The organism is Mesorhizobium sp. USDA 3734 (genome assembly GCF_056279665.1).
This window is the reverse complement of sequence record NZ_JBWCCW010000001.1, coordinates 3,998,134-4,021,422: the sequence shown is the minus strand read 5'-3', so window position 1 is coordinate 4,021,422 and position 23,289 is coordinate 3,998,134. Positions and strand designations below refer to the sequence as shown.

Below are 23,289 nucleotides of genomic sequence, written 5' to 3'. Positions count from 1 at the left end.
CCCTACCGATTTCGTCATCCTAGGGCGAAGCAGGAGCGAAGCTCCGTCGCGGAGGCCCTAGGATCCATGCCGTGAGCTCAGCCGAAGGATGCAGCGGAGCAGAATTCTGAACCGTTCCAACGCCTTAACGTCACGGCGTGGATCCTCGGGTCTGCGCTGCGTCGCTTCGCTCCTTGCTCCGCCCGCGGATGACGAAGCGATTGATATCTCGGCCAATCGCCAAGGCCTCAGCCACCGCGCTTGAACGATACGCGTCAACCCGATCACGCCTGCGTCAGCGGATATTGCTCTTTCAGCGTCTTCAGCACCTGGTCGCCTGGCATTGGTGCGCCGAACATGAAGCTCTGCACATATTCGCAGCCCATCTGGCGCAGTTCCAGCGCATCGCTTTCGTCCGAAATCCCCTCGGCGACGACGGACAGGCCGAGCTCATGCGCCATGTTGACCATCGATTTGAGCAGCACCGCCCGCTTCGGCGTGTTGTCGTCGACGAAGCTCTTGTCGATCTTGATGGTGTCGAAGGGGAAGCGCGTCAGATAGGCCAATGAGGAATAGCCGGTACCGAAATCGTCGAGCGACAGGCCGATGCCGAGCTGCTTCAGCTTGGTCAGCACATGGGCGGTCTGCTCGGGATTGTCCATGACGAGCGATTCGGTGAGTTCGAGCCGGAAGCAGCGCGGCTTGAGATTGGCCCGCGCGATGACCGAGCGGACGTCGCTGACCAGGTCGCGGCGGATCAACTGGCGGCTGGACAAATTGACCGAGACCGACAGCGGCGCGTCGCCGATCTGCTTTTGCCAGCTGGCAAGGTCTTCCGCCGCCTGCTGCATGGCGAACAGGCCGAGCTGCACGATCAGCCCGCAGCTTTCGGCGACCGGGATGAAATCCGCCGGCGGGATCATGCCGCGACGCGGATGGTCCCAGCGCAGCAGCGCCTCGAAGCCGGCGACGCTGCCGTCCTCGAGCCGCACGATCGGCTGGTAGGCGAGGGTGAATTCGCGCCGTTCGATGGCGCGGCGCAGGTCGGATTCGAACTGCAGCCTGTCGGTGCCGACGGTGCGGAAAGCCGGACGGAACGGCTCGATCCTGTCGCCGCCGAAGCGCTTGGCCTGATGCATGGCAAGCTCGGCATCCTTGACCATGTCCTCGGCCGACATCTGCGGCGAATTCCAGGTGATCAGCCCGATCGACGCGGTCAGCACGATCTCGCGCTTGGCGAAGGTGATCGGGTTGTTGATGGCATGCTTGATGGCGTCCGCCACGGCGGCGATGCGGGCCGGGTCCTGTTCGGACAGCAGCATCAGCGCGAACTGGTCGCCGGCAAAGCGCGACAGCGAATCCTTCGGCTTGAGCAGCCGGTGCAGGCGCCGCGCGATGGTGAGCAGAATGGTGTCGCCGGCCGAGATGCCGAGCCCGTCATTGACCTGCTTGAAACGGTCGATGTCGATGACGAAGACGGTCGGGCGCACTTTCTCCTCGGTGCGTGCGATCGAGATGATCGCTTCCAGCCGGTTCATCAACAATTCGCGGTTCGGCAGCCCGGTCAGATTGTCGTGCACGGCATCGTGCAGCAACCTTTCCTCGGACTTTTTCTGCTCGGTGACGTCGACCATGGTGCCGACGCAGCGAATCACTTCGCCATCCGATCCGATCACCGGCCGTGCCCTGAGCGAGAACCAGTGATAGTGCCCATCGGCGCCGCGCAGGCGAAAATTCTGCGATACCCGGCCGCGCCGGTGTTCGAGCACGACGTCGAGTGTGGTTCGGAAGGTGTCGCGGTCGTCGGCATGAAGCACCGGCAGCCAGTTGCGCGCCGCGCCACCCAGGCTGTTCGGCGCCAGGCCGAGCTGGATGCTGACATCGGGCTTGGTGACGACGCGGTCGCGCAGCACGTCCCAGTCCCACACCGTGTCGCCCGATCCAGCCACCGCCAGCGCCTGCCGCTCGAGGTCGGAGAACAGGCCCTGATGCAGCGCGCCGCCGGCAAAGGCATGCTGCATGACGGTGAAGCCGATCAGAAGGATGATAAGGATCAGCCCACCGCCCAAGGCCGGCTGGGCGATATCATTGTCGAGCATGCCGGTGATCGCCATCCACGATCCGCACAGCCACAACAGCACCATGACCCAACTGGGCACCAGCATGATGGCGCGGTCGTAGCCGCGTATGCCGAGGAAGATGATCAGGCCGAGCCCGGTCAGCGCGGTGGCGGCGAAGGACAGCCGGGCGATACCGGCGGCGACCGCCGGATCGACGATGGCGACGCCGGCGATCAGCACCAGCCCGAGGATCCAGACCAGCGCGCCGTAGCTGAAATGGCCGTGCCATCGGTTGAGGTTGAGATAGGCGAACAGGAACACCACGAAGGTTCCCGCCAGCGCCACCTCCGTTCCCGCTCGCCACATCTGCTCATTGCCGGGCGAGATCTCGATGATCTTGTTGAGGAAGCCGAAATCGACGCAGATATAGGCCAGAACCGCCCAGGCAAGTGCCGCGGTCGCCGGGAACATGGAGGTTCCCTTGACCACGAAAAGGATGGTCAGGAACAGCGCCAGCAGGCCGGCAATGCCGATGACGATGCCGCGAAACAGCGTGTAGGAATTGACCGAGTCCTTGTAGGATTCCGGATCCCACAGATAAACCTGCGGCAGCTTTGGCGAGGCCAGTTCGGCGATGAAGGTGATCACCGTGCCGGGGTTCAGCGTCACCCGGAACACGTCCGCGTCGGGGCTGGTCTGGCGGTCGAGCGCGAAGCCCTCGCTGGGCGTGATGGCGGCGATGCGTGTCGAGCCGAGATCCGGCCAGAAGATACCGGAATTCACCAGCCTGAAATGCGGCGCGACGATCAGCCTGTCGAGCTGCTGGTCGGTGGTGTTGGCGAGCGCGAACACCGCCCAGTCGCCGGTCGAACGCGCATCATTGGCCTCGACCTCGATGCGCCGCACGATGCCGTCCGGCCCGGGCGCGGTCGACACCTGGAAATTCTCGCCCTGGTTCCGGTAGATCTCGACGGCGCCTGAAAGGTCGAGCGCGACGTCGTCACGGGCAATCTTGATTGGTTCGACGGCGAAGGCCGACGACGCCGCGCACAGCGTCAGGATTGTCGCGAGGACAAAGGCGAACAGCGGCCCGTTGCGCAGGAATTTCGTCAAAAATCAGTCCTTCGTTCCAACGCCCGGCGGATCGTCCGCGATCCGGGCGTAGAGGTAGTGGTCCTGCCAGATGCCGTTGATCCTGAGATAGGATCGCAGAAGTCCTTCGCGCCGGAATCCGGCTTTTTCAAGCACGCGGATCGACCGGATATTGTCGGGAATACAGGCCGCTTCGATCCGGTGCAACCTCAGCGTATCGAAGGCGAAGCGTGCCACCACCTTGACCGCGTCGGTCATCAGGCCACGACCGCCAAAGCGCTCGCCGATCCAGTAGCCGACATGGCCGCTTTGCGAGACGCCATGACGTATGTTGCCGAGCGTGATGCCACCCGCCAGCTTGCCGCTGCTCCTCTCGAAGATGAAGAAGGCGATCGCCGTCCCTTGCGCATAGTCTTCGCGATAGCGGCTGATGCGCAGCCGCCATGCGGTGCGGTCGAGTTCATCGGGAGTCCAGCGTGGCTCCCATGGTTCGAGGAAGGCCCGGCTTTCGCCACGCACTGCCGCCCACTCGCGGTAGTCGTTGGTGAATGGCACGCGCAGCGTGACGCGGTCGCCTTTCAGCGCCGGCAGGTCACGGCGAAAGAAAGGGAGCGCGAACACGACGCTTTGAGGGGCTTAGACGGCGAGCTTGCGGGCCGTGGTCTGCGTGCCCGCGAGCGATTCGAGGATCGCCTCGTATGGCGCCAGCGTACCCACAGGCCCGACAGCGGTAAGCGTCGGTTTGGTCGAGAACAATCGCGACGACAGATCGGTCAGCCGCTCGATCGTCAGCGCCGACAGCCGTTCCATCAGTTCCTCCTTGGCGATCGGCCGACCGAACAGAAGCAGTTGCCGGGCGATCTGCGAAGCGCGGCTGGCCGGGCTTTCGGCGGACATGATCAGCCCGGCGCGATACTGGGCGCGCGCGCGGTCGAGTTCTTCCTGCAGGATCTTCTCGCCGGCCTTCTGCAGTTCGTCGATGATGACCGGCACCAGTTCGGCGATGTCGCTCTGGCCGGTGGCGGCATGGACGCCGAAGACGCCGGTGTCGGAAAAGCCCCAATGGAAGGCATAGACCGAATAACACAGGCCGCGCTTCTCGCGGACCTCCTGGAACAGGCGCGACGACATGCCGCCGCCGAGGATCATCGACAGCACCTGCGAGGCATAGAAATCGCGTACATGATAGGCGCGGCCTTCGAATCCCAGGACGATCTGCGCGTCCATCAGGTCGCGGTCCTCGCGGAAGTCGCCGCCCACATATTGCGCATATTGCGGGATGGTGCTGTCTGCCTTGCTGCGGAAGCCGCCGAGCTGTTTTTCGACCTCGCGCACGAAATTGTCGTGCTTGATGTCGCCAGCAGCGACAATCACCATGCGCTCGGCGCCATATTGACGTTCGATGAAGTCGTGGAGTTGCTTGGAGGTGAAGGATTTGACCGTTTCGGGCGTGCCGAGAATGGAGCGCCCAATCGTCTGATGGCGATAGGCGGTTTCCGTGAAGCGGTCGAAAACGATGTCGTCGGGCGTGTCGTGCGCGGCGCCGATCTCCTGCAGGATCACATGCTGTTCGCGTTCGAGTTCCTGCGGGTCGAATTCGGACTCCTGCAGGATGTCGGCAAGGATGTCGACGGCCAGTGGCACGTCGTCGGAGAGCACCCTGGCATAGTAGGAGGTGGTCTCGACGCTGGTCGCGGCGTTGATCTCGCCGCCGACATCCTCGATTTCCGAGGCGATTTCGAAGGCGCTTCGCCGCTTCGTGCCCTTGAACGCCATGTGCTCGAGCAGATGGGCCATGCCATGCTCGTCGTCACGTTCATTGCGGGCACCCGACTTGACCCAGGCACCAAGGGCAACCGATTCGATGCTTTGAAGGGTTTCGGTGGCGACTGTCAGGCCGTTCGACAGACGGCTTACCTCAACACCCATATGGCTAGTACTCCCTAACGCGCCGCCCGCGTGTGGCGGCCGACATAATCTTCCACCATTTTCAGGTCGGATGGAAGTACCGTGTATTTTTCCTCCGCCGTCATCAACCCGCCTAGCCATGCGGGCAGGGCGGGCGAGATGCCGCTGGCGGCTTCGACGGCGGCCGGAAATTTTGCCGGGTGCGCGGTGCCCAGCACCACCATCGGCACGGCGCCTGCCGTCTTGCCTGCCGCGACATGCACGGCCGCCGCGGTGTGCGGATCGAGCAGATAGTTGCTGGCCGCGAGCGTCGAGCGGATGGTGGCGGCGACCTCGTCCATATCAGCCCGGCCGGCGTCGAATTCGGACCGCATCCCGGCGATTTGCTGGGTTTCGATGGTGAAGGCACCGGACTGCTTCAGGCTATCCATGTAGCGCCGCACGGTCGCGGCGTCACGGCCGGAGGCCTCGAACAGCAGGCGTTCGAAATTGGACGACACCTGGATATCCATCGACGGCGACGTGGTCGCGAAGACGCCCTTGGTGCGGTATTCGCCGGTCGCGAAAGTGCGCGCCAGGATATCGTTGTCGTTGGTGGCGATGACCAGCCGATCGATCGGCAGGCCCATCTTCTTGGCCGCATAGCCGGCGAAGATATCGCCGAAATTGCCGGTCGGCACCGTGAAGGAGACTGGCCTGTCCGGCGCGCCGAGCGACAGCGCCGAGGAGAAATAGTAGACGATCTGGGCCATGATGCGAGCCCAGTTGATCGAATTGACGCCCGAAAGCGCAACCCGGTCGCGAAAGCCGTGATCGTTGAACATGTCCTTGAGCAGGCCCTGGCAATCGTCGAAATTGCCTCCGATCGCCAGCGCATGGACGTTTTCAGCCGTCGATGTCGTCATCTGCCGCTGCTGCACCGGCGAGACGCGGCCGTGCGGGAAAAGGATGAAGATGTCGGTGCGGCTGCGCCCGGCAAAGGCATCGATTGCCGCCCCGCCAGTATCGCCCGAGGTGGCGCCGACGATGGTGGCGTGCTGATCGCGCTCGGCAAGCACATGGTCCATCAGCCGGGCGAGAAGCTGCATCGCCACGTCCTTGAAGGCGAGCGTCGGCCCGTGGAAGAGTTCCAGGATGAAGGTGTTGGGGCCGGTCTGCACCAGCGGGCAGACGGCCTCGTGGCGGAAGGTGGCATAGGCTTCGCGCACCAGCCGTTCGAATATGGGCGCCGGGATTTCGCCGCCGAGGAACGGCGACAGCACGCGGATGGCAAGATCGGGATAGGCAAGGCCGCGCATGGCGCGGATATCGGCTGCGGAAAACTGCGGCCACTCGCGCGGCACATAGAGCCCGCCGTCGCGCGCCAGCCCAGCCAGCACGGCGTCGGAAAATCCAAGAACGGGGGCTTCGCCGCGGGTACTCACATATTGCATGTCACAAATCCGTTACTGCTTGGCTTTTCCGTCCACCGCAAGGTGGTTAATTTCTGCGCTGGCTCAGTCGCATTTTTGCCGCGCGGTTGATATACGTCACCAGCTTTGCGAGAGGGAAGTGCAGTTTCATGGCGTTTCGTACATTCAGTGGTCGCTTTTTGGCGGGTCTTGCGCTCACCGGCTTTATGCTTGCCGCCGCCGGCTGCCAATCGGGCGACAATGGCATCCTGAACCTCGGCATCGGCAAGAAGGATCCGACGGCGCCGCCACCGCCCCAGGATCCCAAGATCCTGGCCAGCCAGTTGCAGGCCTATTGTCCCAGAGTGACGGTGCGTGACGGCACGGCATTCTTCAACACCTATTCCAAGGACACCCAGAAGCCCAAGCCCAAGGTCAAGAAGACCGGCGACGCCGCGGTGGATGCCGCGGCCCAGGCCGAGGCTGACGCCGCCGCTGGAACTCCGCCCGACGAGTCGGCGAACATCATCTACCAGGCATCGGTCAGCGACGTGACACGCGACTGCAGCCGTGCCAACGGCCAGCTGACGATGAAGATCGCGGTCGCCGGCAAGATCGTGCCGGGACCGAAATTCTCGCCCGGCACCATCACCATGCCGATCCGCACGGCGGTGATGCACGGCACCGAAGTGCTTTACTCGCAGATCCACCAATATCAGGTCCAGGTCACCGATCCTTCGGTCGCTACGCAGTTCGTCTTCACAGATCCCAATGTCGTCGTGCCTGAGCCGACGGCGCAGGACTATCAGGCCTTTGCCGGCTATGATGAAAACGCGCCGAAGACGACTGCGGACAAGCCGAAGAAGAGGAAGAGAACCGCCGCGACGAACTAAGTCTCGGCAATTGCGCGAAGCGTGCGTCGCAACGCACGCTTTTCAGGCGTCCGCCGACCACTCCGACAGCGCCGCGATCACGCTTTTCAACTCCGCCCAGCGGCGGATCACCGTCTCGGCGCCGGCCTCCGTCAACGCGTCGGCATGGCCGAGATAGCTGTGGGCGGCGCCGGTGAAGCCGATCACGCGCATGCCTGCCGCCCTGGCGCCGTGGACGCCGTGCACGGAATCCTCGATGACGAAAGTGTTTGCCGGGTTGGCGTTGAGTGTCTCCGCCGCGAACAGGAACACGTCGGGCGCTGGCTTGGTCTTCTTGCTTGGTATTTCCAGGGCCGAAAAGATCCGGCCGGCGAAAAACGGCAGCAGATGCACCTTCTCCAGCATGAATTCGATCCGTTCCGAGCGAGAATTCGAGCAGACGCAGCGCGGCGCCGTCACTGCGGCGACCGCCTCGCGAACCCCGTCTATGGCACGTACGTCGCTGCGCAGTTTGCGGTCGACCAGGTCTTCGGCGCGGTCGATCAGCGAGGCCTGGAACGGAATGCTGGATTTCTCCTCGACCCGCATCATGATGTCCTTGAAGGTCAGTCCGGCATAGGTCTCGGAAATCTCCTCGGCCGATATTTCGTACCCGGCTAGGGTCAGCAGTTCCGCCTCGACGCGGGCGGCGATGATTTCGGAATCGACGAGCACGCCGTCGCAATCGAAGATAACAAGGTCTGGCTGGGGCATGGCGATCCGGACAATGGGAGGATGAGAGGCCTCGGGGGCTCAGGCGGCGCGGCATACACCAACAGGGCGACCTTCGCAAATTCGCCAGACCGTCCCTTGGCCTTCACCGAATATTTACGCTGATCGGTAACCATAACAGAGAGTAAAACAGTAACGCGTGCCTTGGGTGTCAGAATGTCTGCCGTGCGTCTTCTCGACGAGCTATCCCACGCTCCCCAGCAATCCGAATGGCTGGATACGATCCTCAAGGGCGACTGCGTCGCCGCGCTCGACCGGCTGCCAGAAAAGTCGATCGATGTCATCTTCGCCGATCCGCCCTACAATCTGCAGCTGGACGGCGCCCTGCATCGTCCCGATCAGTCGAAGGTCGATGCCGTGGACGACGACTGGGACCAGTTCGAGAGTTTCGAGGCCTATGACGCCTTCACGCGTGCCTGGCTTCTGGCGGCGCGCCGGGTGCTGAAGCCAAACGGCACCATCTGGGTCATCGGCTCCTATCACAACATCTTCCGGGTCGGCGCCAAGATGCAGGATCTCGGCTTCTGGATCCTCAACGACGTCGTCTGGCGCAAGACCAACCCGATGCCGAATTTCCGTGGCCGCCGCTTCCAGAATGCGCATGAGACGATGATCTGGGCTACGCGTGACCAGAAGGGCAAGGGCTACACCTTCAACTACGAAGCGATGAAGGCGTCCAATGACGACATCCAGATGCGCTCCGACTGGCTGTTTCCGATCTGCACCGGCGGCGAGCGGCTGAAGAACGACAATGGCGACAAGCTGCATCCGACGCAGAAGCCGGAAGCGCTGCTTGCCCGCATCATGATGGCCTCGACCAAACCGGGCGACATCGTGCTCGATCCCTTCTTCGGCTCCGGTACCACCGGCGCGGTGGCCAAGCGCCTCGGCCGCCATTTCGTCGGCATCGAACGCGAGCAGGCCTATATCGACGCCGCCAACGAGCGCATCGACGCGGTGCGGCCGCTGGATGGCGCAGACCTCACCGTGCTGACCGGCAAGCGTGCCGAGCCGCGCGTTGCCTTCGTCAGCCTGATCGACACCGGGCTGATGATGCCGGGTGCGACGCTCTACGACGCCAAGAAGCGCTGGGCGGCCAAGGTGCGCGCCGACGGTACGGTGGCGATCGGCGACAGTGCCGGCTCGATCCACAAGATCGGCGCCGAAGTGCAGGGGCTGGACGCCTGCAACGGCTGGACCTTCTGGCACTATGAGCGCAGCGGCGGCCTGACCCCGATCGACGAATTGCGCCGTATCGCCAGGCTCGGCATGGAACGGGCAGGGGCCTGAATCCCTGCCAATTGCTTCGAATTCCGTTGATTCAAAGTCGCAACGGATCGCGCGAAGCGATTCAAATCACGCCTTGATTCCGAGGCGTTCAAGGTCTGCTTGAAGCGTTTTTGCATCGGTGAACAAAACCGACTGCCAGCCCGCCGCCTTGGCGCCGTCGACATTCTTCTGGCTGTCATCGATGAACAGCGTCGCGGCCGGTTCGAGGCCGAAGGCAGCGACGTGATGATCGTAAATGCCGCGATCCGGTTTGATCAGGCCGATCTCGCTGGAAATGGTCACGCCACGCGGCCGTTCGAGGAAATCGAAGCGCTCGCGCGCCTCGGCCAGCGTGTCGCTGGCAAAATTGGTCAGCATGGTCACGTCGTGGCCGCTCTCGATCAGGCCGAGCATGATGGCGACGCTGTCTTCATAGGCATGCGGCACCATCTCGTGCCAGTGTCGACGGAAACTGCGGATGTTTTCCGCGTGATCGGGATGGTCTGCTATCAGCAGCGCCTCGGCCTCTTCCCAGGTCCGGCCGCGATCCTGCTCGATGTTCCAGTCATGCGTGCAGACATTGTCGAAGAACCACTTTCTCTCTTCGGCATCCGGAATGAGGCGGCTGAATGGAATGTTGGGATCGTAGTGGATCAGCACTCTGCCGATGTCGAAAACGATGTGACGTATTTCAGTCATGGGGCCTCTTTGCACTGTGTGGCGACGGCTTTTTCGTCGCGCCGGGTATCGCTGCTTCGATTGCCTTTTTCATGACAGTCGGCAGCGCTTCCCCGGAAATTTCATGGGCCAGCGACCAGAAATGCCCCGCCGGCGTGGCGCCGTTCACCTCGGCACGAAAAACGTCGAGCTCAAGCGCGAAATGGGTGAAAACATGGGAGATCTGGCCGGCACGCCGCCAGTTGGCGGGGAAAGGCGCCGCCGCCTCGGTGGTTGCGCCGTCGATCCGCGCGGTCCAGCCGGTCGTCGGCACCTCTGTCATGCCTCCGAGCAGGCCTTTTTCGGCGCGCTTGCGCAGAAGAATGGCGCCATCGGCTCTGACGGCGACGAAAGCAGCGCCGCGCCGCAGGGGCTTGTCGGCCTTTGGCAGGCGCACTGGAAAATGTTCGGGATCGCCCGAAACGACCGCGCTGCAGTCACCGCGCAGCGGACACAGCATGCAGCGCGGCCGGCGCGGCGTGCAGATGGTGGCGCCGAGATCCATCATCGCCTGGGCGAAGTCACCCGGCCTTGTCCCTGGCACCATGCGTTCGACATGGATGCGGATTTCGGGCTTGGCCTCGCTCAACGGCGTTGTGATCGAAAACAACCGGGAGACGACGCGTTCGACATTGCCGTCGACAACGGCAGCGGGGCGGTCGAAGGCGATCGCCGTGATCGCCGCCGACGTATAGGCGCCGATGCCGGGCAATTCTCTCAAAGCCGTCTCCGTGTCGGGAAACCGGCCGCCACGCTGGGCGACGAGATCGGCACAGGCCTTGAGATTGCGGGCGCGGGAGTAGTAGCCGAGCCCGGCCCAGGCCTTCATCACGTCCTCGGTCGGGGCCGCGGCCAGTGCCTCGACATCGGGCCATTTCTCGACGAAAACCCGGAAATAGGCCTTCACCGCCTCGACGGTGGTCTGCTGCAGCATGACCTCGGACAGCCAGATGCGGTAGGGATCAGGCCGTGCCCCGCGCGCATGCTCACGCGGTGTGATGCGCCACGGCAACTCACGGTGATGCACATCGTACCAGCCGAGCAGGCGGGATGCGATATCCCCTGATGCAGCTTTGCTGCTATTCTTGGATTCGGTCTTGCCGATATCCCCGGATGCGGTCTTGCGGGTCTGGTCTGCTGATGCCATTGATCTTGTATTGGCCTGGCCGGTATCTGCTGGGGTCGTGGCTGGAGAACGTACATGGCAGGGAGAACGCCCTACGGCAATCCCGTCCCGGTCAGCGATCTCGCGACCAAGATCCTCGATCCGGTGCTGCGCAAGCGGGCCGGCATTTCGATCGGCCTCGTCCAGTCATGGGAAGAGATTGCCGGGCCACGGCTGGCCGCCCATTCGCGCCCTGAAAAAATCCAGTGGCCGCGCCGCATGCATGAGGACGATCCGTTCGAGCCGGCGGTGCTGGTCATCGCTTGCGAAGGCATGGCGGCACTTCATCTGCAGCACGAGACCGGCGAGATCATCAACCGGGTCAACGCCTTCCTCGGTTTCACAGCCATCAGCCGCATCAGGATCCTGCAGAAGCCGGTGACGGCCGACAAAGGAAGGCGCAAACCGGCTCTTAGGCCGCTGACGGCGGCCGAGAAGACGAAATTGTCGGGCACGGTCGGCCTGGTCGACAATGATGAGTTGCGCGCCTCGCTGGAAAGACTTGGCGCGACCATTATCGGGGAGAGGAAGTCATAGATCCCTTGAAGAACGTCATGGATTTGTCGTCAATATCTCGCATTCGTGATCGCTCCTGTCAGGTTTCGCGATTGGATTGGGGATCGAGATGCCTTAATTCGCGCCAACTCTCGCCTTTTCGTGCATTTGCATTGCAAAATCCAACCCTTGTCAGGTGATTCGTATGAACCGTCCCCCGTTCGGCCAAAGCTTGTCTCGCAGAAACGTCCTGTCTTCGCTGGCCGCCATTCCGGCGGTCGCCCTGCTCGCCGCCTGCAGCGACTCTGGCGAGGAGGCGAAGGCTGCGGATGTGAAGCCCGCGGACCCGGCCGCTCCCGCGAAGCCGGCCACGCCGGCCGCCGCTACCGCGCCGGAAGCCCAGGGCACCGTGGACATGGCGGACCTGATGAAGCCGGGTGCGCTTCCCGACAAGCAGCTTGGCAAGGACGACGCCAAGGTCACTATCGTCGAATACGCCTCGATGACCTGCCCGCACTGCGCGCATTTCGCCGAGACCACCTTTCCGGACCTGAAGACCAAATACATCGACACCGGCAAGGCGCGCTACATCCTGCGCGAATTCCCGTTCGATCCGAGCGCCGAAGCCGGTTTCATGCTGGCGCGTTGCGCCAAGGATAACTATTTCCCGATGGTGGATGTCCTGTTCAGGCAGCAGGCGAATTGGGTTGGCGTCCAGAATACCAAGGATGCGCTGCTGCAAATCTCGAAGCTCGCCGGTTTTACACAGGAGTCCTTCGAGGCCTGCTTGACGGACCAGAAACTTCTGGACGATGTGAGATCGGTCCAGAAGCGTGGCGCCAATGAATTCAAGGTCGACTCGACACCGACCTTCTTCATCAACGGTAAGACCTACAAGGGGGCGATGTCGATTGAGGAAATGTCGGCCATCATCGACCCTCTGCTCTGACGTCCAGTCAGCCCTGAGGCGGCGGCGCTTCGGCGTGCGCGGCTTCTTGTCGTGCCGCGAATTCCTTTCGCAAGACCACGGAAATCCGCTTAGTGGGCGGCGCGAATGAAGTTTTCGCGCCTTCGCCTCCTCGGCTTCAAGTCCTTCGTCGAGCCCGGCGAGTTCGTCATCGAACGCGGACTGACCGGCATTGTCGGGCCGAACGGCTGCGGCAAGTCGAACCTGGTCGAGGCGCTGCGCTGGGTGATGGGCGAAAGCTCCTACAAGAACATGCGCGCGTCCGGCATGGACGACGTGATCTTTTCCGGCTCGGGCACGCGCCCGGCACGCAACACCGCCGAAGTCACGCTTTTCCTCGACAACAGTGATCGCTCGGCGCCTGCTGCCTTCAACGATGCCGACGAACTGCAGGTGTCGCGCCGCATCGAGCGTGAGGCCGGTTCGCTCTACCGCATCAACGGCAAGGAGGCCCGCGCCAAGGACGTGCAGCTTCTGTTTGCCGACCAGTCGACGGGCGCGCGTTCGCCGTCCATGGTCGGCCAGGGCCGCATCGGCGAACTGATCCAGGCCAAGCCGCAGGCGCGCCGCGCCCTGCTTGAAGAAGCGGCAGGCATTTCCGGCCTGCACACCCGCCGCCACGAGGCCGAACTGCGGCTGAAGGCGGCCGAGCAGAATCTCGAACGGCTGGACGACGTCGTCGGCGAGCTGGAAAGCCAGATCGAAAGCCTGAAGCGCCAGGCGCGCCAGGCCTCCCGCTTCAAGAACCTGTCGGCCGATATCCGCAAGGCCGAGGCGACGCTGCTGCATCTGCGCTGGACGTTGGCCAAGACGCAGGAAGGCGAGGCGCGCTCTGCGCTTGCCGTTGCGACAGCACTTGTCGGCGACCGCGCCGCTGCCCAGATGGCCGCCGCCAGGGAGCAAGGCATCGGCGCTCATCGCTTGCCGGACCTGCGCGACGCGGAAGCCGCCGCTGCCGCCGCCTTCCAGCGCCTGTCGATCGCCAAGTCACAGATCGAGGAGGAAGCCGGCCGTATCCGCGCCCGTCAGAGCGAACTCGAGCGCCGGCTGCAGCAGCTCGATGGCGATATCGCACGTGAGGAGCACATGGTCCGCGACAATGCGGACATTCTTGAGCGCCTTCGCACCGAAGAAGCCACGCTCAATTCGGAAAATGCCGGTGCCGCCGAGCGCGAGGCCACCACGCGCGCGGCGTTCGAACAGGCGGCATCGACGCTTTCACAAAGCGAAGCCAAACTCGCCGCGCTGACCGCCGAACGGGCCGAGGCTGCCGCCTCACGCAACCAGATCGAACGGACGCTGCGCGACACCGCCGAGCGCCGCGACCGCTTCGCCCGTCAGCTTGCCGATGTCGATCGGGAGTTGTCGGAGATTCTCTCCAAGGTCGCCGGCCTGCCGGATCCGGCCGAGAAGCGCGTGCTGGTCGAACAGGCCATGGCGCTGCTGGAGGAATCCGAGGCTGCCGTATCGTATGCGGAGCAGTCGGTCATCGATGCCCGCGCCACCGAGAGCGCTGCCCGGCCGCCGCTTCAGGACGCCAGGGCCGAGCTGGCGCGCATCGAGACCGAAGCCCGCACGCTGGCCAAGATACTGAACGCCGCCAGCGGCGACCTTTTCCCCGCCGTGCTGGAACAGATCAGCGTCGATCGCGGTTTCGAAACCGCGCTGGGTGCGGCACTCGGCGAAGACCTCGACGTGCCGCTCGACCGCAGCGCACCGGTACATTGGGGCGAAAGTGCCATCCAGCCCGGCGACGCGGCTCTGCCGGAAGGCGCAAAAAGCCTTGCCAGCGTGGTTCACGCGCCGGCACAGCTCGCCCGCCGTCTGGCGCAGATCGGTATCGTAGACGCCGGCGACGGCCGCCGGCTGCAGGCGCTTCTTGCTCCCGGCCAGCGGCTGGTCAGCCGCGAGGGCGCGCTCTGGCGCTGGGACGGCTTTACCGCCAGCGCCGACGCCCCGACTGCCGCCGCGCAACGGCTGGCGCAGAAGAACCGGCTGGCCGAGCTTGATGCCGAGGCGATACAGGCGACGCTCGTCCTGCGCCAGGCCGAGGAGGCGCTTGCCCAGGCCGAACAGGCGCTTCGCCTGGCAAGCGAGGCCGAGCGCAACGCGCGCCAGGCCGGCCGTGACGCTCAGCATCGGCTGGACGCTGCCCGCAATGCTTTGGCCGAGGCCGAAAGGGCCGGCGGCGAATTGCAGAGCCGGCGCGCCGCACTGGATGAGGCGCGCGCCCGCATCGTCGACAGCCATGAGGAGACCTCGGCCGCCTTCGCCGAGGCGGAAATGCTGCTGCAGGACGCACCCGATCTGGGCGATCTGCAATTGCAGCTCGAACAGTCCTCGGCCAATGTCGCCCGCGACCGCGCCACGCTTGCCGACGCACGTGCCGTGCATGAAGGGCTGCGCCGCGAAGCCGAGGCGCGCGTGCGCCGGCTCGATGCCATTGGCGCGGAACGCAGCAACTGGCTGGAGCGGGCCGAAAATGCCTCGACGCAGATCGCATCGCTTGGCGAACGCAAGGCCGAGGCCGAGGCTGAACGTGAGCGACTGGCCGATGCTCCCGATGAAATCGACGCCAAGCGGCGCGCGCTGCTGTCGCAACTCACCGAGGCCGAGACCTTGCGCAAGGCGGCGGCCGACCGTTTGCAGGAAGCTGAGAACCGGCAATCCGAAATGGACAAGGCCGCCACCGGCGCCATCCAGTTCCTGGCCGAGGCGCGCGAGACCCGCGTTCGCGCCGAAGAGCGGCTGACGGCGGCCGACGAACGCCGGCTGGAGGTCGAGGCGCGCATCCAGGAGACGCTGAACACGCCGCCGCATCTAGTCATCCGCCATACCGGCCTGGAGGCTGACAGCCCGATGCCGGAAATGGCCGAGATCGAGCGTCAGCTCGACCGGCTGAAGATCGAGCGCGAGCGGCTCGGCGCCGTCAATCTGCGGGCCGAGGAGGAGCAGAAGGAGCTTTCCGACCGGCTTGAAGCGATCGTCTCCGAGCGCGAGGACATCATCGAGGCGATCCGCAAGCTCAGGCAGGCGATACAGAGCCTCAACCGCGAAGGCCGTGAGCGGTTGCTTGCCGCCTTCGACGTCGTCAACGGCCATTTCCAGCGGCTGTTCTCGCATCTGTTCGGTGGCGGCACGGCGGAATTGCAGCTGATCGAATCCGACGATCCGCTCGAGGCAGGGCTTGAGATCCTGGCCCGCCCGCCTGGCAAGAAGCCGCAGACCATGACGCTGCTGTCCGGCGGCGAACAGGCGCTGACGGCGATGTCGCTGATCTTCGCGGTGTTCCTGACCAATCCGGCGCCGATCTGCGTGCTCGATGAAGTCGACGCGCCGCTCGACGACCACAATGTCGAGCGCTTCTGCAATCTCATGGACGAAATGGCTGCCACCACCGAGACGCGCTTCGTCATCATCACCCACAATCCAATCACCATGGCGCGCATGAACCGGCTGTTCGGCGTTACCATGGCCGAGCAGGGCGTCAGCCAGTTGGTGTCGGTCGACCTGCAGGCGGCCGAAGCGATGCGCGAGGCGAGCTGATCCAGGTCGCGCTGCCTGCGAATGGGCCGGGCCGTGGACTCCGGGGCTTGAGAAACAAGCTCAGCCGCTGCGTCGCAAAATCCAGTTGGCACAGATCACGGCCACGAGGCCGCATGCAATGCCGACGCAATCGGCGACCCAGTCGAACACATCCAGATCACGCGCTATCAGCGCGGTGCCCTGGAGAACCTCGATCGCAGCGCCAACCAGGGCGAGGAAGACGATCAGCCTTGCCTTGCGATCGGGCCAGCCGAGCCCTCCCAGGAAGGTCAGGACAGCGAAGGCGCTGGCGTGGTTCAGCTTGTCGTAGTGGAAGCCGACGTCGATGCCGAATTCCTTGAGGCGGTGTACCGGCAGCAGCGCGAGCACAAGAACAGCTATGAGCGTAACGAGAAAAGCGACCCGTTCGGCGACTGAATAAAATCTCATTCTGCTCCAACAACAATCTGCGCATGACCGCCGCCCGAAACCGGCTCGGGATATGGGCCGGGTTCCAACAGGGACGCCCGGAGCATCAGGCCAAGGCGGTGCCGCCGCGCCACGATTGCATCGGATGTTTCGAAAAGCAACGGAACCATCCCTGATGATCGGGAGGTGAAAGCGGCAAGAGCGCTCATCCGACCCGATCCCGCCGTCGCAGGCCATATCTTGCGCGTGTTGTCAGTCCAGAGCGCGAATTCTCCCGGTTTTCGGGAAGGTCGTTGCCCGGGAAAGCGGGTTTCGCTCCCATCAGGCAAAAGTAAGCTCCAGCTGTGAACCGGAGTTTTGACGATGACAGACGCAGAAACCAGAACGTTTCGCACGCCTGGTGTGCCGGCCGGTCTGATGCGGCCTGAGATCCCAGCTGACCTGCCAAGGCAGGGCATGTGTGGGCGCATCTGCGCAGAGTGCCCGATGCGAAGTCCGCACTGCTCCTCGGCCGTTCCCGATGGCGGCGCTTCGGCGCAACTGTCCCGATGAGCAGGCGAAAGGCGGCGCTACAAGATGCGCCGCCCTGCCGGTAGGGTTGCCTCGATCAGGCGGCGAGCCAGGCCCGGGTGAAGTCCTGCTCATAGGCCTGATGCATCTGATAGCCCATCAAAGCAGGTTTCATATGGCAGAACAGCTTTCGCCAGTAAGGCTGAACGATGATGCCGGAATCCTGCAGCATGACCTGCAGTTCCTTCATCACCGCACGGCGCTGATCCGGATCGGCGATGGCGTTGGCCTTGTGAACCTTGGCATCGAAGGCGGGATCGGCAAACCCCGTCTCGTTCCATGCCGAACCGGTCTGATAGGCAAGCGCATAGGTCTGGATGCCGAGCGGGCGGGCATTCCAGTTGGTCGTCGCGAAGGGGTACTTCGTCCAGTCGTTCCAGAACGCCGATTCCGGGATGACGGTGCGCTTCACCTTGAAACCGGCGTCGCGCATCTGCTGGGCGACGACGTCGGAGCTTTCCTTGCGATAGTCGGCTTCGACCGAGATCAGGTCGAACTCGAAATCGAGCTGGCCGGCCTCCTCGAGCAGTGCCCTGGCCCGGGCCGGATCACGCTTGATCGGCGGCAGGTTGGCATGTTCGGGATGCATCGGTCCGACATGATCGTTCTGCGCGACGATGCCCATGCCGTTGGCGCCCAGCTGCAGCACCGCTTCGTTGTCGACCGCGAGCTGAATGGCGTTGCGCACACGCTTGTCGTCATAGGGTTTGGCGTTGACGTTGCAGCGCGAGACCAGAGTGGCGGCGGTGACGATCTCGCTTTTCTTCAGGCCCAGTTCGTCGAGCATGGCGACGTCATAGGATTGCGTCTGGCCGTTCAGGTCGATCTCGCCGGATTCGAAGGCGGAGACGGTGGCGGCCGAGTCGGTGCCGTAGTCGATCCAGTCGATGCCGTCGAGGAACACCTCGCCGCCCCACCACGCGCCGTCCGGCCGTCTGCGCACCGAGGCAGCGACACCGACGTCGAGTTTCTTGAGTTCGAACGGACCCGTGGAAACAGGGTTGGCCGACAGAAGCGCTTCCTTTGGATTGAATGTGTGGTGGACGATCAATGCCGGGTAATCGGTCATCGCCGGGATGATGGTGATGTCGGGCTGCGACAGTTTCAGGACCACGGTGTGGTCGTCGCGCACCTCGATGGCACCGGTGCGCGCCACCTTGGTGTCGGGATCGATCAGCGCGGTCATGCGCCCAGCCATCGAGTTGCCGGCGGCATCCTTCTCGCACCAGCGCGTGATGTTGAAGGCGACGTCCGTGGCGGTGAAGTCGTCACCGTTCGACCATTTCACCCCCGGGCGCACCTTGAGCACATATTCGGTGGCATCAGTATTGATCTCCCAACTCTGCAGCAGCACCGGCTGGAAGGTGAAATCCGGCTTCCAGCGCACCAGGGGTTCGAGAAACTGCATGGCGATGTTGCCCATTTGCGAAACCTTGAACTTGCGCGGGTCCTCCAGCTCCATCACCTGCATGGCAACACGCACCACGCCGCCCTTCCTCGGCTGGACGGCTTCTTCGGCCCGCGCCGGAACCGGCTGGCCGATGAGCCCGTAGGCAATCGCCGTGCTGGCGCCGAAGGCGCTGGCCAGCGCCAGGAACTCGCGGCGGCCAAGCGCGCCGCTCTTCGCGCCCTCCGCAAACGCGCCGATTGCCGGGTGAAGAGGCTTGGATGTCATGTCGGTTCTCCCATTGTTGATTTTACGTCCAAATTCGGTGGAATGCCCTTGCCGTGCCGTCGCAAGGCGCTGTTTTCTGCCAGGGGCAGCCCATGGCGGCGGGGTTGCGGCGGCGAGGGGAAGGCAAGATGAATCTTCTGACGGCGATGCGGGTGTTCGATCGGGTCTGCCTGCTGGGCAGCCTGTCGGCGGCGGCGCGCGATCTCAACATGTCGACGACGGCCGTCAGTCGCACGATCAAGGAACTGGAAGACGACCTTGGCGTCCGTCTCATCAATCGCACCACAAGGCGCCTCAGCCTCACCGAGGCGGGCCGCGACTATGCTCCGCGTGCCCGCAGCCTGCTCGACGACATTTCCGAACTGCAGGATTCGACGCGCGGCCTGCACAAGGAGACGCGCGGCCTGATCCGGGTTTCCTGCTCCAATGTTCTGGGCCACACGCGCATCACCAAGCTGGTGCCGAAATTCCTCGACGAGAACCCGCTCACCACGATCGAGTTCGACCTCACCGCGCGCTACGTTGTCGGCATAGTCGAGGAAGGCTACGACGTCGCCATCCGCTTTGGCGGTCAGGCGGATTCCGCCTTGATTGCCCGCCGGCTTGGTGAAGTCCGCAACTATGTCTGCGCCACACCCGATTATTGGGACAGAAATGGCCGGCCGGTCCATCCGGATGAGTTGGCAAGCCATTCCTGCGTGCTGAGCAATTTCGCCAAGCGTCTCGGCACGTGGCCGTTCATCGGACCCGATGGCCCATTCGATGCGGCTGTCGGCGGGCGTATCTCGACCAACAGCGTCGAGGCCGCCTACCAGATGACGATCGCCGGTTTCGGCATCGGCAACTTGCCCAGCCTGCTGGTCGACGCGGCGATCAGGGATGGCCGGCTGGAGGTGCAGCTCGACGAGTTTCGCCCCGACTCCAGCCCGATCTATGCGCTCTATCCGCACCGCACCTATATCGCGGCCAAGGTGCGCGCGTTTGTCGATTTCCTGATCCGCGAACTGTCGGCGGACTTCACCGCCTGAGACTTTGCCCTGTCGTCGATAGCTGACGCGGTCAGGGGCCCGGCGCGAACGCCAGGCCCCCTCTGCCCCCGTCGCCCGACGCGGCAGCGTCATTTCCACCAGGCGGTGGTGTCGTACATCGGTCCCGGCTCCTCGAAGAGCTTTTCGTATTTGCACAGTGCCGGCGTCTTGCCGAGCGGCACCGAGACGCCGTCCCTGAACGCCCATTCGCCACGCTGCGTCGTATCGGCCCGCACATAACTGGACAGGGCGAAGGCGCGGTCGTGCTGCGACTTGTTGGGCGAGGAGCCGTGCACGGTGAGCAGCCCCCACATGGCAAGGTCGCCCGGCTCCAGCACCAAGGGAACGATGGTCGCCGGGTCGATGCCGACCTTGCGCAGTTCCTCTTCGGCGGTCAGGCCCTTCATCAGCTCGCCGGTTCCCTCGTCCGACAGGCCGAGATAGCCAAGCTTGTGGCTGCCGGGCACGACCTGAAGGCAGCCATTGTCTGATGTCGCCCGATCGACGGCGAGGCCTGTGGTCACGGTGGCGTCGGCGACATTGTCGAAGGCGGCCTGGTTACGGAAGCGCAGATCCTGGTGGAAGCGATAACCCGTGACGTTGGCGCCGGGCGGCTTCCAGTGCAGCTGCTGGGCGATCTGCCTTATGTCGCGGCCGATCAGGCCTTCGAGCAGCTTCAGATAGTCGGGACTGCGGCGGAATTGCTCGAAATAGGAATTGATCCAGGAAAACCAGTAAGCCTGCAGCACGTAGCGCTGGCCAAAGTCCGCTTCAGGCAGGATCTGGAAGTTGAGATTGCCGTCTCGAAAGGTAGCGTGATGCTTGAGGCCCTCGGCATAGACGGCATCGGTTTCCTTCTTCAGCCGGATCATTTCGTCGCCGTCGACGAACTGTCGAACGACCGCGTATCCTTCCTCGCGGTACTGCTCCACCGCCTCGCGTGCCTGCTTGTCCGTCAGCATCTATGACAACCCCTATCTTGTGATCTGCGGCGATCGTAACAAAGGGGGTGCGGGCGATAAGCTGCGGATTCTGGCATCGACTTTCCCGAATATCGGGAAAGTGAGCGATGCGTCAAAAGTGCATTAGTCGGAACCGGTTGGCCGGGTGCGTGGTGCGAGAGCCGGCCCTAAAAATAGGTTCGCGGCGCGACAAGGTTGTTCTGCTGGCGAACATAAAAACAATAGAAGCCGAACGCTGCAGCGAACCACATGAAGGCCTCACCCATAGCCAGCCGGTTGTTTGAATTGGTAAGGATGGTGATGGCGAAGAAGACCAGTGTTGAGATGTAGCAGGACCAAGCGGCCGGAGCGATAAGCTTGGCCCGCATGGCCAGCAGAACCTGCCTGGACGACCAGGTGTAGAGAAAGGCAAAGAACGCCAGTCCGACCACACCATAGCGCACGGCAATCTCCAGATAACCGTTGTGGAAGACGTTGAAGATCATGGGATGATAGGTTCTGCGCTCCCATTCGGTCAGCCAGCTCGAACTGGCTCCGAAGATCGGGTGGCGTTTCCAGACCTCGATCGCATCCGCCCACAGCATCAGCCGTTCCTTGGCAGCAAGCGGAACCGTATCGCTTGCGATGGCGCGGTCGAAGGCCGGGAGGACGCCATGCCTCAAGACATCCGGAACCAAGGCCTTGACGAAGATCATGGTGTCGCTGGCGGTGGACGAGAAGACGTTGTGTGTTGCGACGATGCCAGCAGCCACGATGGCCAGCACGCCACCCGAAACCAGCAGTTCGCGGCGATGGCCTCTCGCGAGGGTCATGACCGCCAACAAGAGCAGGGCGAGCGCAAGCGCAAGCCAGACACCCTTTGACCGCATCTCGATGATGTTGACGAGGGCAAACAGCAGGACGGCTGCCGACAGCGCCCAATGCAGGTTCTTGGTTGCTTTCCTCAGGTCCGTTCTTTGGGCCGTGTACGCCATGAATTGCAGCGCGCAAAGGAAGATGAAACCTGCCGCCACCGACGCGTGGATGGGATTGTTGAAAAGCCACGGGGTCGGTTGGACACCTTGAAACATGTCCGAATAGAAGGTGTCCGCCGCCAGGAAGACGAGACTGAGGATCATGAACCAGAGGACGAGCCGCGCGGGCTGCCTGACAAACAGCAGAAACGCGAAGCCGGTTGTCGCATAGAACAGCGGAAACATGTAAATGCCTTCGGAGCCACCCAACTGGTGGGTGCCGAAATAGACGACCGCCAGTCGGATGAAGACATAGAGCGACCAACCCACGCACAGTCCGCCGACCCATCCGATCAGCGGTTTGCTGTAGGTCCACAAATCCACCCTGAACCAGCGGATGACCGCGACCAAGGCCAGCGCCAGGCCCGCATAGCGGTAGGTGTCGGCCTCGCGCCAGACCGAGGAGACCAAGGCAAGAATGCCGAGCGCCGCAAGCAACAGAAGCAGATTGTTGCGCGGCGCGTCGTCCTTGGCGTAGTTCGGGATTTCGAGCGGCAAAGGGGGCCGCAGCAGGACGTGATGCATGCGGCGCAGCTCGTCGCTGGCCCGCAATGCCCCGGCACTTAGCCGGCTCGGCCCGCCAAGCCTTGCGGATTTGTAGCTCCCCGAGGGACCGGCTATGCCGGAAATCTTGCTGCTGGCGGCGAAGCCAAGCACGTTTTGGCGAACCGAATAGACTTTCAGGCCGGTATCCCAAAAGCGTTCGAGTGCGACGTCCCATGGCATTTTCATTGTGGCGAGCGCCGACAACAGCCCCTGCGCGCCCTCCCGCGTCACCAGATAGGCGGCGGCCGAGCCTTGCGGGCCATGCAGCGCGCGACCGATCTCGTCGCCTTCCGTCGTCTCGACGGCACGCATGAAGAAGCTCATGCGATGGTTGGTCAGCTTGATGACGTCGAAATCCGGCACTGCCGCGATGATGGCCTCGATGCGCCGCATGGTGTTTTCGCTGAAGAGGACGTCGTCCTCGACGATCAGGCCATGGGCGCTGCCACCGGCCAGGAACGTTTCCAGCGCCTGGATATGGCTACGGTAACAGGCATATTCGCCGGGCAGAATGTCGCGCCCGCTCAGCTTGCGTGCGGCTGGAAGATCGATCTCCGTCCAGTCCTCCTTGGCAAGCGTGCGGCCGTCGACGGCGGCAATGCGCTGCAAGGTCAGGCCGGCCGCCTCGGCGCTGGCGAGCAATTCGCTCCAGCGACCGGTCTCGCGATGGAGGTTGATGGCGAAGATAGGAAGGTTCATTGAAGTCCCATGTTGAGCCGCCACCCACCCCCGTCCTATGTATGGAAAGAGGGAGATGTTCAAGGCGACACTGCCCAGATCATGCGCAAGTGGTGATCCGAATTTGCCGCGATGGCGTTGGCTCATCTGAACTTATGACACAGTCGAATTATCAGC

At 63.4% G+C, this 23,289-nt stretch carries 17 protein-coding genes; 6 read left to right on the top strand and 11 right to left on the bottom strand.

What is annotated here, in order from left to right; translation table 11 throughout:
- Positions 1–263: 263 nt before the first annotated feature.
- The 4 genes from ACZ89F_RS19695 to thrC are packed head-to-tail and all read right to left on the bottom strand — an operon-like array spanning position 264 to position 6,472.
- Complete coding sequence (locus ACZ89F_RS19695) at positions 264–3,152, bottom strand: EAL domain-containing protein (protein ID WP_476093685.1); 2,889 nt, start codon at positions 3,150–3,152, stop codon at positions 264–266.
- Positions 3,153–3,155: 3 nt separating this feature from the next.
- Positions 3,156–3,752: a GNAT family N-acetyltransferase gene (locus ACZ89F_RS19690; protein WP_109662289.1), complete on the bottom strand. Its 597-nt coding sequence runs from the start codon at positions 3,750–3,752 to the stop codon at positions 3,156–3,158.
- 15 nt (positions 3,753–3,767) lie between these two features.
- Entirely contained in the window at positions 3,768–5,060 is a 1,293-nt protein-coding gene (locus ACZ89F_RS19685; RefSeq protein ID WP_056580991.1) for a M16 family metallopeptidase, read from the bottom strand.
- 14 nt (positions 5,061–5,074) lie between these two features.
- On the bottom strand, positions 5,075–6,472 hold the full coding sequence (gene thrC, locus ACZ89F_RS19680; RefSeq protein ID WP_476093684.1) for a threonine synthase: 1,398 nt from the start codon (positions 6,470–6,472) through the stop codon (positions 5,075–5,077).
- 128 nt (positions 6,473–6,600) lie between these two features.
- Between thrC and ACZ89F_RS19675 the strand changes: the two genes are divergently transcribed.
- The gene (locus tag ACZ89F_RS19675) at positions 6,601–7,323 is read left to right on the top strand and encodes a hypothetical protein (RefSeq protein WP_476093683.1); all 723 of its coding nucleotides are present in this window, start codon (positions 6,601–6,603) and stop codon (positions 7,321–7,323) included.
- Between the two features lie 42 nt (positions 7,324–7,365).
- Here ACZ89F_RS19675 and ACZ89F_RS19670 read toward each other — a convergent pair whose 3' ends face one another.
- Positions 7,366–8,055: an HAD family hydrolase gene (locus tag ACZ89F_RS19670; protein ID WP_476093682.1), complete on the bottom strand. Its 690-nt coding sequence runs from the start codon at positions 8,053–8,055 to the stop codon at positions 7,366–7,368.
- Positions 8,056–8,229: 174 nt separating this feature from the next.
- Between ACZ89F_RS19670 and ACZ89F_RS19665 the strand changes: the two genes are divergently transcribed.
- The gene (locus ACZ89F_RS19665) at positions 8,230–9,363 is read left to right on the top strand and encodes a DNA methyltransferase (protein WP_476093680.1); all 1,134 of its coding nucleotides are present in this window, start codon (positions 8,230–8,232) and stop codon (positions 9,361–9,363) included.
- 66 nt (positions 9,364–9,429) lie between these two features.
- Here ACZ89F_RS19665 and ACZ89F_RS19660 read toward each other — a convergent pair whose 3' ends face one another.
- Both ACZ89F_RS19660 and mutY read right to left on the bottom strand, forming a co-directional pair.
- On the bottom strand, positions 9,430–10,041 hold the full coding sequence (locus ACZ89F_RS19660; protein ID WP_476093678.1) for an HAD family hydrolase: 612 nt from the start codon (positions 10,039–10,041) through the stop codon (positions 9,430–9,432).
- Positions 10,034–11,206 carry an A/G-specific adenine glycosylase gene (mutY, locus tag ACZ89F_RS19655; RefSeq protein ID WP_476093676.1) on the bottom strand — a complete coding sequence of 391 codons (1,173 nt, stop codon included), beginning with the start codon at positions 11,204–11,206 and terminating at the stop codon, positions 10,034–10,036. Before mutY ends, ACZ89F_RS19660 begins: the two co-directional genes overlap by 8 nt.
- A gap of 54 nt (positions 11,207–11,260) precedes the next feature.
- Here mutY and ACZ89F_RS19650 point away from each other — a divergent pair, with 54 nt between their 5' ends.
- From ACZ89F_RS19650 to smc, 3 genes are all read left to right on the top strand, one after another.
- On the top strand, positions 11,261–11,761 hold the full coding sequence (locus tag ACZ89F_RS19650) for a DUF721 domain-containing protein (RefSeq protein WP_476093674.1): 501 nt from the start codon (positions 11,261–11,263) through the stop codon (positions 11,759–11,761).
- Between the two features lie 163 nt (positions 11,762–11,924).
- The gene (locus tag ACZ89F_RS19645; RefSeq protein WP_476093672.1) at positions 11,925–12,668 is read left to right on the top strand and encodes a DsbA family protein; all 744 of its coding nucleotides are present in this window, start codon (positions 11,925–11,927) and stop codon (positions 12,666–12,668) included.
- 105 nt (positions 12,669–12,773) lie between these two features.
- A complete protein-coding gene (gene smc, locus ACZ89F_RS19640) occupies positions 12,774–16,232 on the top strand; it encodes a chromosome segregation protein SMC (RefSeq protein WP_476093670.1) in 3,459 nt (1,152 codons plus the stop codon).
- A 60-nt stretch (positions 16,233–16,292) separates the two neighbouring features.
- Here smc and ACZ89F_RS19635 read toward each other — a convergent pair whose 3' ends face one another.
- The gene (locus ACZ89F_RS19635; protein ID WP_476093668.1) at positions 16,293–16,661 is read right to left on the bottom strand and encodes a VanZ family protein; all 369 of its coding nucleotides are present in this window, start codon (positions 16,659–16,661) and stop codon (positions 16,293–16,295) included.
- 586 nt (positions 16,662–17,247) lie between these two features.
- Positions 17,248–18,885: an ABC transporter substrate-binding protein gene (locus ACZ89F_RS19630; RefSeq protein WP_476093666.1), complete on the bottom strand. Its 1,638-nt coding sequence runs from the start codon at positions 18,883–18,885 to the stop codon at positions 17,248–17,250.
- Between the two features lie 128 nt (positions 18,886–19,013).
- On the opposite strand from ACZ89F_RS19630, the gene ACZ89F_RS19625 reads away from it, so the two are divergent.
- Entirely contained in the window at positions 19,014–19,913 is a 900-nt protein-coding gene (locus tag ACZ89F_RS19625) for a LysR family transcriptional regulator (protein ID WP_476093664.1), read from the top strand.
- 89 nt (positions 19,914–20,002) lie between these two features.
- Here ACZ89F_RS19625 and ACZ89F_RS19620 read toward each other — a convergent pair whose 3' ends face one another.
- A complete protein-coding gene (locus tag ACZ89F_RS19620; protein ID WP_476093662.1) occupies positions 20,003–20,875 on the bottom strand; it encodes a phytanoyl-CoA dioxygenase family protein in 873 nt (290 codons plus the stop codon).
- Between the two features lie 167 nt (positions 20,876–21,042).
- On the bottom strand, positions 21,043–23,133 hold the full coding sequence (locus ACZ89F_RS19615) for an O-antigen ligase family protein (RefSeq protein WP_476093660.1): 2,091 nt from the start codon (positions 23,131–23,133) through the stop codon (positions 21,043–21,045).
- Positions 23,134–23,289 lie beyond the last annotated feature (156 nt).

What these genes read in the sequence shown, in the direction of transcription:
- ACZ89F_RS19685 (WP_056580991.1), bottom strand. Translation starts at nt 5,060, where the DNA reads ATGGGTGTTGAGGTAAGCCGTCTGTCGAACGGCCTGACAGTCGCCACC.
- thrC (WP_476093684.1), bottom strand. Translation starts at nt 6,472, where the DNA reads ATGCAATATGTGAGTACCCGCGGCGAAGCCCCCGTTCTTGGATTTTCC.
- ACZ89F_RS19675 (WP_476093683.1), top strand. Translation starts at nt 6,601, where the DNA reads ATGGCGTTTCGTACATTCAGTGGTCGCTTTTTGGCGGGTCTTGCGCTC.
- ACZ89F_RS19670 (WP_476093682.1), bottom strand. Translation starts at nt 8,055, where the DNA reads ATGCCCCAGCCAGACCTTGTTATCTTCGATTGCGACGGCGTGCTCGTC.
- ACZ89F_RS19665 (WP_476093680.1), top strand. Translation starts at nt 8,230, where the DNA reads ATGTCTGCCGTGCGTCTTCTCGACGAGCTATCCCACGCTCCCCAGCAA.
- ACZ89F_RS19660 (WP_476093678.1), bottom strand. Translation starts at nt 10,041, where the DNA reads ATGACTGAAATACGTCACATCGTTTTCGACATCGGCAGAGTGCTGATC.
- mutY (WP_476093676.1), bottom strand. Translation starts at nt 11,206, where the DNA reads ATGGCATCAGCAGACCAGACCCGCAAGACCGCATCCGGGGATATCGGC.
- ACZ89F_RS19650 (WP_476093674.1), top strand. Translation starts at nt 11,261, where the DNA reads ATGGCAGGGAGAACGCCCTACGGCAATCCCGTCCCGGTCAGCGATCTC.
- ACZ89F_RS19645 (WP_476093672.1), top strand. Translation starts at nt 11,925, where the DNA reads ATGAACCGTCCCCCGTTCGGCCAAAGCTTGTCTCGCAGAAACGTCCTG.
- smc (WP_476093670.1), top strand. Translation starts at nt 12,774, where the DNA reads ATGAAGTTTTCGCGCCTTCGCCTCCTCGGCTTCAAGTCCTTCGTCGAG.
- ACZ89F_RS19635 (WP_476093668.1), bottom strand. Translation starts at nt 16,661, where the DNA reads ATGAGATTTTATTCAGTCGCCGAACGGGTCGCTTTTCTCGTTACGCTC.
- ACZ89F_RS19630 (WP_476093666.1), bottom strand. Translation starts at nt 18,885, where the DNA reads ATGACATCCAAGCCTCTTCACCCGGCAATCGGCGCGTTTGCGGAGGGC.
- ACZ89F_RS19625 (WP_476093664.1), top strand. Translation starts at nt 19,014, where the DNA reads ATGAATCTTCTGACGGCGATGCGGGTGTTCGATCGGGTCTGCCTGCTG.
- ACZ89F_RS19620 (WP_476093662.1), bottom strand. Translation starts at nt 20,875, where the DNA reads ATGCTGACGGACAAGCAGGCACGCGAGGCGGTGGAGCAGTACCGCGAG.
- ACZ89F_RS19615 (WP_476093660.1), bottom strand. Translation starts at nt 23,133, where the DNA reads ATGAACCTTCCTATCTTCGCCATCAACCTCCATCGCGAGACCGGTCGC.